This is a genomic window from Polycladomyces subterraneus (assembly GCF_030433435.1).
Classification (GTDB): Bacteria; Bacillota; Bacilli; order Thermoactinomycetales; family JIR-001; genus Polycladomyces; species Polycladomyces subterraneus.
The window spans coordinates 68,723-87,501 of the sequence record NZ_JANRHH010000052.1; the positions used below are offsets into that span (position 1 = coordinate 68,723).

The 18,779-nt window shown below is 47.9% G+C and carries 18 protein-coding genes and 1 pseudogene; 5 read left to right on the forward strand and 14 right to left on the reverse strand.

The window, feature by feature from the left end:
- Positions 1-957 precede the first annotated feature (957 nt).
- A complete protein-coding gene (locus tag NWF35_RS15120) occupies positions 958-1,512 on the forward strand; it encodes a hypothetical protein (protein WP_301240222.1) in 555 nt (184 codons plus the stop codon).
- Between the two features lie 327 nt (positions 1,513-1,839).
- Here the strand turns inward: NWF35_RS15120 and NWF35_RS15125 are convergent, their stop codons facing one another.
- From NWF35_RS15125 to NWF35_RS15155, 7 genes are all read right to left on the reverse strand, one after another.
- Positions 1,840-2,469, reverse strand: a complete 630-nt coding sequence (locus NWF35_RS15125) for a hypothetical protein (RefSeq protein WP_301240224.1) — start codon at positions 2,467-2,469, stop codon at positions 1,840-1,842.
- Between the two features lie 238 nt (positions 2,470-2,707).
- Positions 2,708-3,271, reverse strand: a complete 564-nt coding sequence (locus NWF35_RS15130; RefSeq protein ID WP_301240226.1) for a recombinase family protein — start codon at positions 3,269-3,271, stop codon at positions 2,708-2,710.
- Positions 3,272-3,741: 470 nt separating this feature from the next.
- On the reverse strand, positions 3,742-3,864 hold the full coding sequence (locus NWF35_RS15135; RefSeq protein ID WP_301240227.1) for a hypothetical protein: 123 nt from the start codon (positions 3,862-3,864) through the stop codon (positions 3,742-3,744).
- Between the two features lie 334 nt (positions 3,865-4,198).
- Positions 4,199-4,816, reverse strand: coding sequence for a transglutaminase domain-containing protein (locus tag NWF35_RS15140; protein ID WP_301240228.1), 618 nt, complete (start codon positions 4,814-4,816; stop codon positions 4,199-4,201).
- 355 nt (positions 4,817-5,171) lie between these two features.
- A complete protein-coding gene (locus NWF35_RS15145; RefSeq protein WP_301240229.1) occupies positions 5,172-5,429 on the reverse strand; it encodes a hypothetical protein in 258 nt (85 codons plus the stop codon).
- A gap of 62 nt (positions 5,430-5,491) precedes the next feature.
- A complete protein-coding gene (locus tag NWF35_RS15150; RefSeq protein ID WP_301240230.1) occupies positions 5,492-5,815 on the reverse strand; it encodes a hypothetical protein in 324 nt (107 codons plus the stop codon).
- 201 nt (positions 5,816-6,016) lie between these two features.
- Complete coding sequence (locus tag NWF35_RS15155) at positions 6,017-6,667, reverse strand: hypothetical protein (RefSeq protein ID WP_301240232.1); 651 nt, start codon at positions 6,665-6,667, stop codon at positions 6,017-6,019.
- Between the two features lie 402 nt (positions 6,668-7,069).
- On the opposite strand from NWF35_RS15155, the gene NWF35_RS15160 reads away from it, so the two are divergent.
- The 3 genes from NWF35_RS15160 (at position 7,070) to NWF35_RS15170 (ending at position 9,168) form a co-directional block, all read left to right on the forward strand.
- Complete coding sequence (locus NWF35_RS15160) at positions 7,070-7,987, forward strand: TolB family protein (protein ID WP_301240234.1); 918 nt, start codon at positions 7,070-7,072, stop codon at positions 7,985-7,987.
- Positions 7,988-8,282: 295 nt separating this feature from the next.
- Entirely contained in the window at positions 8,283-8,729 is a 447-nt protein-coding gene (locus NWF35_RS15165; protein WP_301240235.1) for a hypothetical protein, read from the forward strand.
- A gap of 298 nt (positions 8,730-9,027) precedes the next feature.
- Entirely contained in the window at positions 9,028-9,168 is a 141-nt protein-coding gene (locus NWF35_RS15170) for a hypothetical protein (RefSeq protein ID WP_301240237.1), read from the forward strand.
- On the opposite strand, the gene NWF35_RS15175 is transcribed toward NWF35_RS15170, so the two are convergent.
- Complete coding sequence (locus NWF35_RS15175; RefSeq protein WP_301240239.1) at positions 9,146-9,628, reverse strand: GNAT family N-acetyltransferase; 483 nt, start codon at positions 9,626-9,628, stop codon at positions 9,146-9,148. The two genes, NWF35_RS15170 and NWF35_RS15175, sit on opposite strands and share 23 nt — an antisense overlap.
- A gap of 1,366 nt (positions 9,629-10,994) precedes the next feature.
- The gene (locus tag NWF35_RS15180) at positions 10,995-11,453 is read right to left on the reverse strand and encodes a hypothetical protein (protein ID WP_301240240.1); all 459 of its coding nucleotides are present in this window, start codon (positions 11,451-11,453) and stop codon (positions 10,995-10,997) included.
- Positions 11,454-12,339: 886 nt separating this feature from the next.
- Between NWF35_RS15180 and NWF35_RS15185 the strand changes: the two genes are divergently transcribed.
- Positions 12,340-12,735 (forward strand): hotdog fold thioesterase, encoded by a 396-nt coding sequence (locus NWF35_RS15185; protein WP_301240242.1) that lies wholly within the window; start codon positions 12,340-12,342, stop codon positions 12,733-12,735.
- A 346-nt stretch (positions 12,736-13,081) separates the two neighbouring features.
- On the opposite strand, the gene NWF35_RS15190 is transcribed toward NWF35_RS15185, so the two are convergent.
- From NWF35_RS15190 to NWF35_RS15210, 5 genes and pseudogenes are all read right to left on the reverse strand, one after another.
- Positions 13,082-14,260 (reverse strand): acetyl-CoA C-acetyltransferase, encoded by a 1,179-nt coding sequence (locus tag NWF35_RS15190; protein WP_301240243.1) that lies wholly within the window; start codon positions 14,258-14,260, stop codon positions 13,082-13,084.
- A gap of 23 nt (positions 14,261-14,283) precedes the next feature.
- Positions 14,284-14,592: pseudogene (locus NWF35_RS15195) on the reverse strand (SDR family oxidoreductase); the annotation flags it as partial.
- 3 nt (positions 14,593-14,595) lie between these two features.
- Positions 14,596-15,483, reverse strand: a complete 888-nt coding sequence (locus NWF35_RS15200) for a 3-hydroxyacyl-CoA dehydrogenase family protein (protein WP_301240245.1) — start codon at positions 15,481-15,483, stop codon at positions 14,596-14,598.
- Positions 15,484-15,608: 125 nt separating this feature from the next.
- Positions 15,609-17,189 carry a class I adenylate-forming enzyme family protein gene (locus NWF35_RS15205; RefSeq protein ID WP_301240247.1) on the reverse strand — a complete coding sequence of 527 codons (1,581 nt, stop codon included), beginning with the start codon at positions 17,187-17,189 and terminating at the stop codon, positions 15,609-15,611.
- Positions 17,190-17,221: 32 nt separating this feature from the next.
- Positions 17,222-18,778, reverse strand: coding sequence for a class I adenylate-forming enzyme family protein (locus NWF35_RS15210; RefSeq protein ID WP_301240249.1), 1,557 nt, complete (start codon positions 18,776-18,778; stop codon positions 17,222-17,224).
- Between the last annotated feature and the right edge of the window lies 1 nt (position 18,779).

Below are 18,779 nucleotides of genomic sequence, written 5' to 3' on the forward strand. Positions count from 1 at the left end.
GAAACTGGTGGATCTCCCGAGTATAGGGGGAGTCCATGTGTCGGGATTTAAGGTGGGGTTTAGGAAGATTAAATATCTTTATGGGGAGGAAGTATGAAGATTATCAAACGTTATGGGGCGTTTTTGATCTTGAATGCTGTTTTTCTCTTTATTTCGGGCATTCTCATCAATGCATTTGATTATGTTTATACGATGCAAAATTTTGATCAAGGAACAGAGTCTTCGCAATATTATGTGTATTATCTCATTTTCATGGCCGCTCTTGTGATCTTCTTGATCAATGCTGTTTTGAAATTACTACTTAGATCCGAAATCAGAAACTGGATCCTTATCGTTATCAGTGTTCTCATTCCCATGGTCTCGTATGGTTCATTGGTTTGGATGGCGAACCATGTGTTTTAGCAAATTCTTGGGCAATGGTAATACGGACAACTGAGATTAAGAGCCATTTCGTTATAGTATCCCCGTATGTAAGTTACAATAGTAAATGGATTGGACACCAGATTGTGGATTGCTTGCCCAGCAATAAATGCTGGGCTTTTTGTCTCATAAACGATCTCTTCTGAGACGTTCGAAGAAAAGGTGCGGCAGCGTCGGAGAGGCTACCTCCGACAGATACCCCACAAAGGGGTGTTTCGATTTTCCTTGCCAGACCCAACCATGACTAGATGAGCCCCGACTAACCTTTTAATACCCTACCCAGCCCAGTTGTGTAGATCGAAAAAGTTCTTCCTTGCCAATAGAGAATACAGCTCAACATGGGGAATTTTGCGTATACGGGTTGGGATACTGTAAGTGCACATGAGATAGGACATACTTTTGGGTTGGATGATTTGACTAATCCCGGATATGCTAATGAGCTCAATCTAATGTGGGGTCAAGATACATTATACCCCAGAAGTGTGACGACTAAAGATATGAACGGCTTTAATTGGGTATATTAAAGGAAGATTTAAGATGAAGAAACAATTTGCTATCTATGCGATTCTATTTGCAATAATAATAGGGGTCACCATATCGTATATAAACCTGAATCACTCAAATAAAAAAATGGAAGCTAATAATGGAGAAATCAGAATGTTCATGAGTGCAACATGGCCACATGTCACAGAAAAACAACTTTTGGACTCTGATATCATTGCACTTGGCGAAGTAAAGGGCGTGGAGAAGGAATACACACTTCATCGCGATATACCTTTTTCCGATTTTCGGTTTCATGTAATCAAATATATCAAAGCACCTGAGAATCAGTCTGCTCCAAAAGAATTGATCATTACCCAAGACGGTAACAGCAAACTTCAACTGAGTGGTTATCCATTATTAAAGCAGGGACAAAAGTATCTTTTGTATTTAGAGGAAAAAGAATATAAAGGGAAAAAATATCTCACGATAGTTGGTGGTCCCGCCGGACTGTTTCTCATCGACAATGAGAAAATAAAAAATGTACATGATCCAAAGTGGGTATTTTTAAATCAATATCTAGATGAGCTTCAACATAAACTTAAACCTTAAAGGATATAACGGGTAAGCAGGAAACCTACTGAAATGCGGAGTTCTGATCTAGGGGTGTTGGGGAGAGACACCCCTATTTTCCTCTCTCCTTTGGTCGCCCTCTGTTGGAAGCGGTACGGGAAGATGTGCAGCGCCTATGATCTTCGGCACCGGGGTATGTGATGGCCGAAAAAGTGCTCGGGGCACTATAGATATCCGAACCGGCTCAAGGGTGGGTTGATTGATCGTTTTGTTTCCGAGTCTCATAACGCCTATAAACGGTCACTATTGAGACTTTTCGATGGAACCCTTGTGGTTACCGCAAACCTGCTCGAATTAACCCGTAGTTCATTGCAAATAAGGTTTGAGAATCGATCCGATGTGCGGATACAACCGGCCTGTATTGTCGTCCAGATAAGCTTGGCCGCTCGAAACCTCTGTATAATACATCATGTAACGTATTCCCGGATACCTCGAAGATACAAAGGAGAGTTGCCTAACTTTCCTGATCTTCCCCTTTACTTCTCCCTTCGAAAATTTTCCCATGGTAATCTTGTTAACAATCTGATCAATCACCTTTTGATTTTTGATCGAAGTTTCATCGGTGAACAAACTGAGAATCGGAGTCGTATCCTCGATGAGTATTTTGTTGGGAGATAGTACTTTAAGACTGATTCCTTTTTTGGATGTATAGACAGTGGGAGTTCCTTCAAACACGGTGGCCAACCATTCCTCCGACAATCCCTTTATCCGATATACCACCATGTTTTCCGATTTCAATCGTCCGATGGGTTCCCCCAATTGCGATTCCGGTACGCCCAACAACGCTTGTGCTACATATACTTTGCCTTTGTAGACGAACGAATGTCCAAGGTCATTAGACTGTATCAAAGGGAGATGGCGATCGTCCTGACTCAGGTATTCGGTGCAACCCACAAGGAATAAGAACAAGAGCAAAATGATGGAACACTTCCTCATGATTCTTCCCTCACTTAAATTTACAATTTTTTTATTTATTTTCGATCTATTATGTATATAATTTATGTACACAATTATGTTTACACCTATAAGGAGGAATGTCAATTGAAAAAATTACTCTCCCTTTTATCCGTTGCCTTGGTCTTTTCATTATTTCTGCTTGCCGTTCTCCCCACGGTGAAAGCCGCATATATCAATGAACAAACCATTTCCGGCAATCTCTCGGTTACGGTACATTTCAAACCGGAACATGCTGATGGGGTAAAAGAGTGGCTGCGCTTGCGCATATCTCTTTCACTGTCTTTTCCGCCTTCTGATACAGCTCAATCGCATGATTCATCCCCGGATGTTCTTCTGTATACTTCCTGATTCTTCCCCTGTACTTGCCTGCCTTCTTCGCTCGCTCGATCCCGACACGTTGACGCTCAAGCATAAGTTCCCGTTCAAACTCAGCGAATCCCGCGAACATGGTCAGCATTAATTTGCCGGTAGGGGTGGAAATGTCTATCTGCATACCCCCGAAATTTAACACGACCATAGCCACGCCTTTGTCGTTCAGTTTCTTAGCGATATTGAGCGCGTCCACGGTGGAGCGAGCAAATCGGTCCAACTTAGTAAATACGATTTTATCGCCTGTTTGCGCGGTCTCGATTAGCCGCATAAGCTCCCGGCGATCGTCTGCTGATATACCGCTTACTTTCTCCTGGTAGATTACTTCGCAACCATACCGTTTCAATTCCTCGATCTGCGGCGTTATGTCTTGGTGATTGGTCGATACACGGGCATAGCCATAAACCGTCATTATGTATCCTCCTGTTGCGTTATATATTTTGGGACATGTTATTGGGACGCTATGGAGTCTTATCTTATCGAGGTTGCCCGAGTGTGTCAATAGACCATGGCCTATTGGGATTGTCCCTACCATACCTGACTACACCTGGAGCCACTCTGCAAAAGAGTGGTTTCCGTTCCCCGATTATCTCCGTCTATCTTTCTGCACATTCTCCCAATCTATGTACAAACCCAGCGGTTTCCGCTGGGTTATAAGAAAGGAGATAAAGTTGGGTTCGACTGGCTACGGCTGGCTACGGCTGCCCGCCACCTAATATATTTTATGTAAATGTTTGGAAACGATGATAGGGTTTAGCCTGTTTTCTCCGTGATCTCTGTCTATCTTTCTCCACTTTCTCCCAAAACTATATACAAACCCAGGGCTTTTACCCTGGGTTTGTATCACCCAACATAAGTTGGGCTCATTGTGTGTAAATCCTGTTAGAAACCAAATCCAACGCCGGCAAAAACAAAAATTGTTGCGATTACCAACAGGAAAATCAACAAGCGACGCAATCCGAAACCAAAATGATGGAAACCACCAAATCCGCCGAATCCGCTCATAATATAAACCTCCATTCATGTAATTTCGCTTTAGACTATTCATTGATCCATACTGTAGAGACGGCGCGTGCATAGTTAGTCAAAATTAACGAACGCCCGCCTTTAGTTAGTCAGTAAATATGTCAGTAAAAAATGACTGTAATACAGGTTGAACCCACTAATTTCAAGAGAAAAAACCGCGCCGAAAAAAGCCAACTTGTTTCTGCTATCAACATACCTTCTTTTTTCTCTCCTCCCCTTACCCCGCCGAGACGGTCGCCCGCAGCACGCCGCGGCCACCCGTTCGGCCCCTCCTAACCCCGAGCCCGGGGGCTCGGCCCCGGGCTCTTCCCCCTTAGTTATTTCCCTGATGACGTGGGTTGGAGGTACATTTCGATTGTGCCAACGCTGCGATGCACGCTTCGCGTATCTCCCACACTTCTCTCCAGTCCTTGATTGGCACGCCTGGGGATGTCACCCAGTGTTTCAAATAATCTTGATGAAACCGTATCTTTTCCTCCCCGATTCCTTCGGGTGCAATCTCTTTTTCCACCAGGAATGAAAGGGCGGTCCCGTTCGTTGGCACGGTCAAACGCGTGAAGTCCAGATACCGCTCACTCAGCCGCAAATAACAATGCGCTTCCGGGATCTCCTTGAAGCCGTGTTTCTCCAACACCCTGCCAACTCCGGGTGTGTTGGTTTCATTCATCAAATAGATACCGACCATCAACCGAACGGGAATGTTGTTTTCCTTCGCCAACATGGCCAACAGTGCGTGCTTCGTACTACATGTCCCTTTCCCCTCGCGCAAGACCGACCGCGCATCCGCCCGGTCTACATTCCGCCCGTACGGCAACGACTGCACATAAAGGGCGGCTTCCCGGAACGTCCGTACACCCAAAGACTGAAACTCACGGGACACTTCCCCCACAGGTCGCAGGCAAAAATCCAACCAGTGTTCAGAGGTTTTCATTCCCTCACACCCTAATAGTCGATATCTCCTATTTTTGGCTTGAATTCGATAATGACACAGAACCAACACGAGTTTTGGAACGGAAATTCCGCCAATACGTTTATGCCCTGACTCTCACTAACAACACAGATCCGGTTGTGTGGGTAGCATAAATGAAAAGCGTAAACGGTACCTAGCTGAACAGTGGAAGATAGTGAAAACAGTTAGCTATGAAGATAGAGATGATTTGCCTGAAATGTATTTCTTTGTGGAAGGGGAAGATGGATTGCCGCCTATACTAGCGAATATCAATTGGTGGAACGGTTCGGACCTTATTGGTAGTGTCAATAAAAACCCCTACTTTTTATTAAGGGGTTCAATCTTCGTATAATGGCTTTAAGAAAAGCGATTCGACGAATATCGGTCGTGGCCGATCTTTGCCGTCATTGTTCAGTATCAAAGGATATTCGATCGTATTAAGTTCTTTCGTTCCCTTTTTATTACCTTGATCCCCCGGTTTAATCACGCCGCATCCCTCACTTTTCAAACGGAATTCGAGCGCCACCGAAACCAATCGATCATATTGTCTGTCATCCCAATCGACATAATCGTTTTCTCTTTCGATGCTATCCAATTCCCCTTCCTATCGTACAATATGGGTTTAGCTGGTGTAACAGCAAAAGCTGCATTTAACCCTTAATTTATTTGTGTATAGCCAAACCCCTTGTATACAATTTGATACTGACTTTTGAGACCGAAAGAAAGCCCCTTACCGACATCAAAAAAAGACACGGCCACGGCTCCGCCGCCGGTTCGTTTCACGGCATCCAATGACTGATAGGTGACGGTGTCTCCCCCGATGGATCTGAGCAAGGTGTTCCCCGGGAAGATATCGCGATAGTCTTCTCCGGCCAAAACACGCTCCAAGCGAGGAAACGGTTCCACCGCGAATAAGCGGGGAATGTTCTCCACCCCTTTCCACTCCAGCGCTTCTCGAAACCCCTCCCAAATTCCCCACAACAAATCTCCCCGTGAGCAGGGGACGATTATGGGGTAAGTCCGAGATAAGTCCAAAAGCGGCATGATAGATGGATAAAAAAAGGTAAGTGTCCAGGGATACTGTTCCTGGGCATTTATTCGATTAGCAAACGGGTTGAGGGGTAGAACTAGGTGAATACGGAAAGTCCCCCTTCAGGAAGAAGGAGGACTGGAGGACTGCTCTTATTTTGCATTTTCTTTGCTGAATGTTTTTATCCATTTGAGAAGTTCACCTTTAAGTTGTACCTTGGCATCTTCTTCGGAGATACCCTTCACTTTCATCAGTTTTTTGATCATGGATTTTTTTGTAAGAGTGACAGTGTAGTGTAAATCATTATGCATGAATTGCAAGGAGACCACACCAGGAGCATCTTCTAGCCAACCTTCACCAAATGGAAGCTGAACCTTTTCTCCTAATCTAGGACCTGCCCATTCGACTTTTTTACCATCGTCAGTGATCATTTGCCTGACTTCCAGGGAAGCATAAGAAGAAGGTTTTTGTGGGTTTTGGTTTTTATCATGAAAGATTGCTTCCAGAGTGGTGGTATATGGATATTCAGGATTCGTTACCACTGCGAAGTAACTGACGTCCAGTCCTTGTACAGGAGCTTGTGCTGGAAGCATAAGTTCCTTTTTCAAGACGCTCGGCATTTTTGCAATGGTATCACTTTTAGAAGTAGCATGAAATGCAAGTCCAGTGGTTTCTTGTGATATACGATCAGCATAGGCGACAGGAGGATCAGGATTTATCAAATAGTGATACCCCATGTAACTTCCAGCACCTAATGTGATTCCAAGTATAGAGGCAGTGACTACCTTCACCCATGTTTTCATTTCGAATCCCTCTTTTCTAAATGATTAGTAGTGGCGATACTTATTGATTTGCACTCTGAAAATATCCGAATATGCATCCCAAATTTCTTGGTGTGTTGATGTTTGATAGGTACTCCACCACAACGCATTCTCCTTCTATTGAATAATGTCCAAGAACGGGTGGCCGCGACGCCGCCGTGAGCGACCGTTTCGGCAGGTAATTCGGTGTCTCAATAGACCAAGCCCATATGGGACATAGATCTTTGTATACGCTGAAAACTCACCGAGGTACAAATACAGCCCTTTTCTTATCTTGATTGCCATTTAAAAGAAACAAAGGAAAATTATTTTTGGACACAAAATCAAACTCACATTCGAATGATATTTATGCAAGCCCATTTTCTTCAGAAAGGAGAGTCATTTTTGAAGAAACTACACCTGTTGGTCTCCTTTAGTTTGGCATGCTCCGTCTTCTTCTTTCCTCTAGTTGCACATGCCGCTCCTACTCAAACTCGACTTGTCTTCCATCAAGCAAGCTCAGGAACACATCCAAGCCCAGAAGGAGACCCGATCCCAAACGACGATGTGTTTACCGTTAAACCAGATGGAACAGGCGAAACTCAACTTACCTCGATGCAAAGTACAACATATGATGGTGAACTTTCTCCAGATGGAACGAAATTACTTTTCACCTATTACGATTTAGCAGCAAACAAACCTGTCACAGCTGTTGCGAACGCAGATGGAACCAATGTTCAGGTAATCTCAGATGCTACTGATGCATCTTGGACCCCGGATGGAAATATCATTGCAGTTCAGTCGATCTATGATCCGGCAACTAGCACTACCACCCAGGATATTGTATTGATGAATTCAGATGGAACAAACGCACGAATCATTACCAATCCCGACGATCCAAACGAACGGTATCCATTACTCTCTCCTGATGGAAAAACCATTGCATATTCGGGTAGTGGGCAAATTCAACTCATGAATATCGATGGAACCAACAAAAGAGTGGTTCCAAATTCCACAGGTGCAGGGCAATTTGAGTGGTCACCTGACGGTAATAAGTTCCTCTTTGCTACCGATGAGGGCATTGTAGTCATGAATACAGACGGAAGCGGGAAAACGATTGTGGCGGCACCTGCATCGTCAAGCCAACGACTCATTCAGCCAGTTTGGTCGCCAGATGGCAAAAGGATCGCTTACCACCTTTATGATTACTCTAATGGAGAACTCCATCAGATCTATACGATCAAACCCGATGGAACTGGAAAAACACTGGTGAAATCCCAGACGGGCTTTATCAACTTGAGCGACTGGGGAATTATTCAATGAGTCTAACTAAATGTTAATATTACAAAGCAACCCTCAGCTTGCCAATGCTGGGGGTTGATTTTTGGAGAGGACGATTCATGTTCGCTCAGGTTCTTCTATCCGCTCCAGAGAAGTTCGATATTCAGGGCTTCTCAACGATCCTCCAGCGAAGTATCATAGTCGCTGATGTCATGTTTTCCGAACTTGAAGCTTTCTGGATTATATAGCTTGGTTCGGTATGGTGTGATTCGTATATTCCCCTATTTGGGGTATCGCCAGTAATTACAAAATCCTACGCTAAGGAGAAGGGTACATTATGTGGAAATGTTATATTGAATTTAAGGTAAACGACGATACAAGGTTCCGACAACTTCAACGTTTTGTAAAAGACTTTCAACGAGACAGAGACGAAGAAATAAGAGAAACCGTTGATGACAGTAAGTGGTTGGATTACTTTGATGAGAAAATGCTACAGCAATTTTGGTGGCCAACCGAAAAAGACTGGGAGGAATACACGAGAATTTGGGAATCACTTACTTTTGAAGAAAGACAAAACGACCCAAGACTACAACATCCATGGGAGTTTACATCTTGGTTAGATTGCATATATACGGGTGAACATAAGCTACTGTCTTGTGAAAAAACGTCTCCAAACCTTGCTCGTTTAGAGTATCTTACGTTGTCATGGCCCTATGGTAGCGTAGATGCGTTACGACATATTGTTCAAATTTTTGGTTTTGAGATTGTAAGAGAAGAAGTCTGAGTATGATCTTTCCCAATCCCATACGTCTGATAAAGGGATGAAAAACTGGTCTCGATCCCTTTCGTTTTTGAAACAAGAGACCACTCTTTTGCAAAGTGGCTCCAGATGTGGTCAGGTATGGTAAGGACAATCCCGATAGGGTAAGCCCATATGGGACATAGATCCTTCGTTGGGAAGTCTCAAAAACGATCCTTTTTGAGACAAGAGAAACCACTCTTTTGGGGTCACTGGACATTGTACGGTAAGGCGCTCGATGGACAAAAAAACCCGGCTCCCTGTACGCTAAGGGAACCGGGTTATGCAGTTGTTCGCCCACTACGGCTATCGCGGCTTGCTTTCGATCTTAGCGATCGTCATGGTGGAGCTGGTATTCCTTGATATGTCTGTAAACCAAGAAGCAAAAAGTGGATACATGGCTAAAGAGCTTTCACCATCTTGAAATTGACCATCGAGACACCACGTACGGTTACTGTTTGAGGTTGAACCGTCACAAACCCATGGCTTTCAAAGAAGGGCTTTGCCGTTATGCTTGCATCGGTGTGTATTTCAGTTACGCCAAGTTGCGTCATTTCGTACTCAAGAACCCGCAGTAGAGCGGAAGCAATGCCTTGTCCTTGATGATTTTTGTGAACGAACATTCGATTCAGGTAGCCGTCCTTGGTTATATCGGCAAAACCAACCACTTGACCACCCATGTCGGCAACATAAGATATGTTCTTTCGGAGCAAAAGTTTTAGCTTTTTAACCTGTTCCTGTCGTTCTTCTGCTGACCATTCCGGTGCCCAGGCATCGAGTTGTTCCGGAGTGTAGTCTCGTGCATTGACCGTATGTACGGTTTCATGAAACAGCGTTGCAATCTGAGCCGCATCCGGGTCTTGGAACTTGCGAATCACGAACACTTCAGTCACTCCTTAGCGTTTTGTTATCCAACAATAGGATATAATAAGTGAAGAAGCACGCCGACGGGGTGTGGTTCCCACACCAGATTACGCATTACGCAAAGTAACCCGCAGGTTTATCACCCTGCGGGTTACTGCTTATGCCGTTACGGCTTTTACATGTATTCTTTAACATCCCAGTCATCATGTGGTTGTTGTCGTGGGAGCGGCTCTGGGGGTGGTGAAAACCTACCTAGAGATCCGCGAAATACTAGCAAAGGGCAAAAATCGCCGCAATAAACGTCGAAAACCCCACGCCCCTAGCAAGTGGATTGGTAGGTCCCGCTAGGCTGCTGGGGTTCTCCTCATCGGCTTAGGACGGCGGCCCCGTCCTGTCAATGAAGCGTACCTACAATGGCTCCGGGTGTGGCACCACCTGGGGCCATTTGTAGTTTATGCTTTCCTCACCGTCATCATAACATACCCAGAGATAGGAAACAACCAGACGATTCTCCTGTTGTTGGAATGGTCGTCCTTCCAAGGTAATTCATTTCGGCCGCCTCAGTCAAAACGTGTTCTGTAAAGTACTTTTCGAATCTATTATGACGTATTCTGTAAAGTATTATCCATACTTCAGAAGGAATAGTGTTGACAGAATGCGAATTCTGTAAAGAGAAATTGACACAAAAAAAAACGACCCGATCAGGTCGCAACTGTTCTCTAGAGTGGAACACAGCCGAAAAACAAACTTCACCAACCACACAGTTGGAACACAAACGTGATGAGCCGAAACCTGTTCCTTCACTAACCACATAGTTGGAACACAAACGGCATTTGTGTCGTATGCCGGATACCAGTGGATAACACTTCACTAACCACATATCGGAACACAAACGAAGTCGCCCAAGGAAAAGTGATCTGCCTGAAAGACTTCACTAACCACATATCTGGAACACAAACTGAAAAGAAAAAGAAAAGACCAGGTAGGGGAGACATACTTCACTAACCACATAGGAGGAACACAAACTCGCCCGTTACTGATGGGCGAATTGTCGGCAGGCGTCCTCACTAACCACACAGCTGGAACACAAACTGTTTTTCAACTTGAAAATTGCACCATGTACGCTCTTCTTCGCTAACCACAAGTTGAAACACAAACGCTACTCCCTTTCTGACGGCGTGCCCTTCACTAACCACATAGCTGGAACACAAACGTTTTGATACTTCCTTGATGCACCAGACGAAGCCTAGTTCACTAACCACATAAGTGGAACAAAAACTGACACTGTATGCCCATTTTGGCGATGACAAGACAACTTCACTAACCACACAGCTGAACACAAACGGAGGCTGATAGAGGAGCCACCCCTATTTGCCATTGTCTTCACTAACCACACGGTTGTGCTCCGGATTTATTGTAGCGAGCCGTTTTTTTCTGTGCAATTGTTATATTCTTCCTTGCCAACTGTTTGTTCAATGATTTTTTCGATATTCTTGGTGGCCAAGTTTCGGGCTGCATTGTAATCGGCCAATGCTTCATAGCCGCAGGCGACAAAGCGATGGTTCCACATTTTTGTTTTAATGCTAAATCTACCACATACCGAGCGTATTTGTGATTGGTGGTTTTTCTGAAGTTGGCAATCTTCTCACTCAGTGCTTCAATCGGTTTGATGCGGGTTTGCCTGCCGTGTCCTCTTCTTCCGTCGCCACAATATTTCCCTTGCTTGAGAAGCTGTTTCCGTCTTCGTTCTACCTGACGACGGAATCGCTCAATCTCTCCACCTTCAATATGATATCGAACGGGTGAGTCGCTAATCGCTATGTACACCGGATACACAATACCCATATCGATTCCCATTATCCGGCCCGGATCTACAAGAGAAACCTTCCAAAGTAAAAAAAAACGCCACTTTGTGGCGTGAGCTTGCCTCCTGGTGTGCCTATGCATATACCCTACTTGAGATTTAAAGGTGCAGCGGTCACGAAGCTGAAAAATAAGGGTTATTCTCTTTTTTTCCCAATCCGAAATGCATTTATCAAAACAAATGCAACAGCTACCGGTATTGGGACGATCCATTTTCCAAGAGGGTCTAAACAAGTAGGTTTAATCGGGATATCAAATTGTACCAAGTAGCATTCGAAATAGTGAAATAAAACCAATATAACGTATACAAAAAGAAACTTAAATAAGTGAGAAGCGATTTTTATCAATATCGTCCCCTTTCCACGTAAAAAATCGTTTCTACCTATCCATCCTAAATATTCGTGAAGAAGGCCGAATTTTGTGTTGTTGGTTTATGACGTTCACGAAACCAATTGGTCATCCGGATCAGAAGGCGCAAAGAGCACTGTATGAGGATACAGCAACTGAGGGGGCGGGGAGGAGAGCCCGGGGCCGAGCCCCCGGGCTACGGGGTCCAGAGGAGCCGAACGGGTGGCCGCGGCGGTGCCGCGGGCGACCGTCTCGGCGGAGTCCCGAGGAAAAGAAAAAAAGAAAGGGGGAGAAAGAGAGAAACAAGTTGCGGGCAAAAATCAGGGTTGACCTCAGGTCTTTCAAGGAATCTCGCCATTGCCGTTCCTTTCGCTAGGAATCTGCTTTTTCCAATTACACCCATTTAAAACCGTATATTTTACACGTATCTCGGACTTACCCCAAAAAAGGTCTAATTAAACTAAAGCTCTCTATGTAAATTGTAAGACACGAAAAAGTAATATTCTTTCGGGAGGTCATCATGGACGTCAACACCAAAGGAACCATCATGGAAGCATTGGGGATCGAACTCGTGGAGGTCTCCGAGGACAAGGTCGTCGCCACCATGCCGGTGCACGGGCCGACCCGACAACCGTACGGCATTTTGCACGGCGGGGCATCCGTGGTGCTCGCCGAGACAGTTGCGAGCGTCGGAACCGCGAATCTCATTGATCTGGGTACGCAGGCTGCAGTCGGACTGGAGATCAACGCGAATCACATCCGTAGCAAGAGGGAGGGTATCGTAACTGCGACCGGTGTGCCGTTGCACAAGGGACGGTTGACGATGGTATGGGATATCAAGATTCGTGATGAAGAGGGCGCTCTCATCTGTGTTTCGCGCTGCACCGTTGCCATTATCCCGCAAAAAAAGTCATAGAATTTCATCCTCAAAAACCATGCTCGGTGCCGTGTTGGGAACGCTACTTTCCCGCGAACCGGAAGCTGAGAGGAAATTCACCAAGCTCTACGTACGATCCCAGACTGGAATTACCGATCGTCGATATTTCGCCTACCAAGCAAAGTGTCAGTCGCGTCATGATGAGCAAAGCGATCGCCCTAGAGGTGATGATAATCAACGACGGTTTTAACGTCTACTCCTAGGAAGTGGAGGGGGTGTTGTACCAGAACCTGGCGGTATGGGTGGGGTTGCTTTTGCCATGCTTAAACCCATGAACAAAAGGAATACCCACCCCAAGATTTTTAGCGGGGTGGGCTGAAGCCAGTCAAACCGCTTCTACTACCATGCTGATGCCTTGGCCGCCGCCAATGCAGAGGGAGGAAAGGCCGATTTTTTTGTTGCGCCGCTTTAGTTCATACAGCAAGGTGAGAAGGATGCGGGCGCCGCTGGCTCCCACGGGGTGACCCAAGGCGATGGCGCCGCCGTTGACGTTAACGATCTCCCGATTGAGCCCCATCTCCTTCTCCACAGCCAAGTACTGGGCGGCGAAGGCTTCGTTGATCTCGATGAGGTCGACGTCGTCGAGGGTCAACCCCGCCCGTTCCAGAGCCAGGCGGGATGCTGGGACTGGACCGATGCCCATAATCTCCGGGGGGACGCCGGCGACAGCCCAGCTGATGATCCGGCCCATGGGTTTTAAGTTGTGGCGGTTGACCGCTCCTTCCGAGGCGATCACGAGAAAGGCGGCTCCGTCATTGATGCCGCTGGAGTTTCCCGCTGTCACTGTGCCTTCCTTTTTAAACACCGGGCGCAAGGAAGCAAGACCCTCAAGGGTGGTGTTGGGGCGGATATGCTCATCCTGGTTCACCTCCACGGCGTCCTTTTTCCCTTTAACCGTCACCGGCACGATCTCTTCAGTGAAGAGGCCGTCGCGCTGGGCTTGAGCGGCTCGCCGCTGGCTGGTAAGAGCAAATTCATCCTGCTCTTCCCGGGTAATCCCGTATTTCTCCGCCAGGTTTTCCGCAGTGATACCCATGCCAATGCCGCAGTATTTGTCACTCAATGCCTCAGTCAAAGTATCTTGAAGAAGCCCGTCCCCCATGCGCATTCCCCATCGGGCTCCCCGCAGGACATAGGGAGCTTGACTCATGCTCTCGGCACCCCCCACCAGACTGATCTCCGATTCCCCCAGCTTTACCATCTGAGCCCCGGAGACCACCGCTTGCAGACCCGAACCACAGAGACGGTTGACAGTGAGGGCAGGTGCTTCGATGGAAACGCCGACATCAAGGGCGATGTGCCGTGCGAGATAAGGGGAGCCTTGGTGGGTTTGGATCACGTTGCCCACCACCGTGTTGTCCACGTCTTGCGGTGAGATGCCCGCGCGGCGTATCGCTTCCTTGGCCGCCGTCACCCCCAGCTCCTCCGAGGTCACCTCTTTTAAGCTTCCGCCAAAGGTACCAAAGGGGGTACGGGCACCGCTGATGATATAAACATCGGTCATATGAATTCCTCCGATCTATTTGGTTACCAAGCTGTCAAGCCACCATCCACCACGATCACCTGACCGGTTATGTAAGCGGCAGCGGGGGAAGCCAAAAATACGATAACCCCCTTCAGATCCTCCGACTTACCGAACCGGGCCATGGGGATATGGGAGAGCATCTGCTCTCCATACCGATCCAAGAGCGGCCGAGACATTTTACTGGGGAACCAGCCAGGAGCAATGGCGTTCACCTGAATGTTGTGGCGGGCCCAGTTGACGGCAAGATCTTTGGTCATCGTGATCACGGCGCCTTTGCTGGCATTGTAGCCAACGGTTTGCATGTAATCCGGGGCTTATGAACGAATTCGCCCCTTCTCGTCGTATTCATAAAACCCTTTGCCCGTCTTCCGTCCCAGTTCCCCTCTTTCCACTTTCTCCTCGATAAATCGGGGCGGACGGTCCTTCGGATCTTTCGTTTCGGCATATTGCTGCTTCATCACGTAATAGATAACGTCGATCCCAGACAGATCCATCAATTGAAAGGGTCCCAAGGGATGGCGCAACGCCTTGGTGACAATCAAATCGATGTCCCGGTAGTCAGCGATACCCAACTCGTACAGTTTCATCGCTTCCTTTTGCAACGCTCCCAGGATGCGGTTTGCGACAAAGCCGGAAATCTCTTTCCGTAACAACACCCCGGTTCGCCCAATCCGCTTGCACAGATCCAGAGTGACCTGCGCCGTCTCTTCCGAGGTCGCGTCACTCATCACCACTTCAACGCAATCCATCACCAGCGGTGGATAAAAAAAGTGCATATTGCATACTTTGTCGGGTCGGGAGGTGACATCGGCGATTAAGGAATTGACGATGGTCGAACTGTTAGTGGCTAAGATGGCGTGGGGAGGGGTGATTTCATCCAGCTTTTTGAATACCTCCCGCTTCACATCCAGCTTTTCCACCACGGCTTCGATGACGAAATCCGCGTCTTTCGCCGCTTCCACCAAATCGGCGGAAAAGGAAAGGCGGGAAAAAGCCGCTTCCTTTTCCGGCCCGGATATTTTGCTCTTCCTGACCCAGTCGTCCATGATCGCTTCCAGTTTTCGCCGGGCATTTTCCAACGCTTCCGGAGTGATATCCTGGACCGTAGTTTCAAACCCTCCGAGGGCACACAACATCGCGATTTGATGTCCCATGGAACCACTGCCGACTACACAGATTTTTCGAATGTCATCCACTTTCATCTTCAACCCTCCGTTTTGTAGCTGGTTTCCGTCTTATCCCGCGTCCCGATCAAGGCTTTAACTGGATGAGAACACTTCGTGCAAACATTATCTCTTCCCGTGGATGTTCCGATGGGGGAACCTATTTACGAGATTTGAATGTCACCATCCCCCCAGTATTTCTTGCGCAGCTCCCTCTTCAAAATTTTTCCGGTTTGCGTGCGGGGGATTTGTGCGACGAAATCGACGGACTTGGGTACTTTGAAAGCGGCCAACCGTTCTTTGCAATAAGCGATAATTTCCGCTTCGGTGACCAGGGCTCCGGGTTCCAATACGACGACCGCCTTGACCGCTTCACCCCACCGTTCATCGGGGATGCCGATCACCGCCGTGTCCTGAACCCCCGGGATCCGGTGAATCACTTCCTCCACCTCCACCGGATACACATTGACACCGCCGGAAATTATCATATCCTTGGCCCGGTCGACAATATAGTAATATCCCTCCTCATCCTGACGGGCCATATCGCCGACCGTCGCCCATCCGTCTTCCAAAAACGCTTCCGCTGTTTTTTCCGGGTCGTTCCAATAGCCTCTAAACCCGCTCAAACCTCTGGAATAAAGCAAACCGATTTCTCCCCGCGGAACCTCTTTTCCATTTTGGTCTAGGATCATCAATTCGACGTCCGGCATCGTGCGGCCGACACAGCGTTCTTTGCGAAGCTGATCCTCGTCCCGCAAACTGGTGGACACCCCCAATTCGGTGCTGCCGTAAAATTCATACAGCTGACAATGGCGGAACCGCTTTTTGATGTTGAGTTTGGTCTGGGTGTGCAAAGGCGCTCCGCCGGAAATCAAGGTGCGTAAAGATACCAGATCATACCGATTGAACACTTCGTCCGGAAGTTTGAGCAGTCGGTCATACATGACGGGTACCATCATCAACCAATTGACCCGATGCTTATCAATAGCGGCCAAAATTTGTTCCGGTGCAAACTGCGGCATGATCACGTATGTGCCGCCGGAGATCAGGGTGGCAAGGAACCAGGCGACAGAAGCCGCATGATACAGGGGGGTAACCGCCAGTTGAACGTCGCCGGAACGAATCTTCCACTCCATACACACCCCGACTGCGGTATGATAGTTTTCCATATATCCCCGGACAGCCCCTTTCGGTCTCCCGGTCGTACCCGACGTGTAAAGAATCATGTGAAGATCCTTCGGCGCGATTACCACTTCCGGTTCGCGATCGGGCGATTCCGTCAAAATCCTTTCATAACTTAAGGTGTCGGAAAATACTTCATCCCCCGTGACAATGACATGTTCCAAATCGGGGAGGTCGCCGCGGATCGAGCGAAGACGTTCTACATATTCCGGATTGGTGATAACCGCCCGTGCTCCGCAATCCCGCAATTGGTAGGCCAGTTCGTCGGCCTTCAAATAGCGGTTGAGAGGACATATGATGAATCCGCTTTTGGTAGCGGCGATGAACGACTCGGCAAACTCGAAACAGTTGTTCAAAAGGAGGCCGAGCCGGTCTCCTTTTTTCAGAGCGAGTCCATACAAGGCCTGGCTCAGTTGGTTGGTCCGACGCCACATCTCTTTCCAAGTGACCAAACGTTCTCCGCAGACGATCGCCGGTTGGTTGGCAAATTTACCAGAATTCATGCGCATGCTGCTGACCAGGTTGTTGGAATAGGGGGTTTTTGGACGATCGAAGGTGTTCATCCATTTCCTCCTCCTGTCGGGTTGGTTCCTTATCAAATCGACCGTTCCCTACCCTTCCAGTACGGCTCCCTAAGCACCCGCCGAATCACTTTACCCACGGCACTTTTGGGCAGACTATCGACAAACTCCACCGAATGGGGGCGTTTGTAGGAGGCGAGATGTCGGCGGCAGAATTCGATCAGTTCCTCTTCTGTGGCCAGGCAACCCTCTTTCAGCACAACGAAGGCTTTGCCCACCTCACCCCACTTGTCATGGGGAACTCCGACAACGGCTGCTTCCATGACAGCCGGATGCTGATACAAGACTTCTTCCACTTCCCGGGGGTAGATATTGAATCCGCCGCTGATGATCATGTCGGACTTCCGGTCGACTAAATACACGTATCCGTCTTGGTCGATATAACCCATATCCCTTGTGTGAATCCATCCATCCCGGATCGTCTCACGTGTGAGCTCCGGCGCTTGAAAGTAATGGCTCATTTGCTGGGCGGAACGAACCGCAATTTCGCCGATTTCGCCAGGCGGTAGTTCTCTACCTTCTTCGTCCACGATTTTCAGCTGCGTGGTTACCGTCGGGCGCCCGCAGGACAAAAGCCTTTCTTCCAGCTCTGGGTTTTCGAGGGCACGAGCATGATCGTCGATATCCAAAAGGGTTAGAATCAAGGGGCATTCCGTCTGGCCGTAATATTGAATAAACTTGGCTCCCCACAGTCGCATACCTTTCTTCAACGTTTCTCTGGGCATCGGTGAAGCGCCGTAAATGATCTGCCGGACGGAATCGAATGAAACCTTCTCCACGTCCGGCTCGGCCAGAAGCATGACGATCATCGTCGGAACCAGGTTGAGCGTGGTCGGTCGGATATCCTCCACGGCCCGTAAAAATTCCGCCGGTTTGAAACCGGGAAGAATCGCATTGACGCCTCCTCTGATCCAGTGGGGAAGGAGCAGAGTTCCAGATGCGTGAGTGAGTGGGGCGGCGTGCAACATGATGTCTCCCTTTTCAATTCGGAGTGCCAACAAGATATTGGTTGTGATCGCGCTCCAGGAACCCTGGGTGTGAACGGCGGCTTTCAGTTTGCCGGTCGTACCCGACGTGTATTGGATCGTCACCCAATCGTCTTCCGTCAGATGGACCTCCGGTTCCTCCGCTGTCACCGCTTCCATCTCTTTCGCCAAAGAAACCGCCCAATCCTCGGGATGCCCGTCCACCTGGCAGAACCATCGAACCAACGGCAATTGGGGGCGCAAAGCGGCAACCCGGTCCCGAAACGTTTCGGAAAAGAGAAGCGCTTTCACCTCCGTTTCACGAATCATGTGAAGGTGTTCCTTTTCGGAAAGACGGGTATTTAAAGGAACCCGAACCAGCCCGGATTTGATGATGGCAAAGTCGATTTCCACACTCTGCACGGAGTTAGCCAGCAAAAAGGCTACGCGATCCCCTTTTTTCAAACCGAGGCGTCGGAGAGTATTAGCCAGGCGATTGGCATTGTAATTGACTTCTCGGAACGTGAGCGTCCGTTCCCCGAAAATAACGGCTGTTTGCTCGGTATAATATTGAGCTCCCCTCCGAATCAAATCCGCGGCGATCATG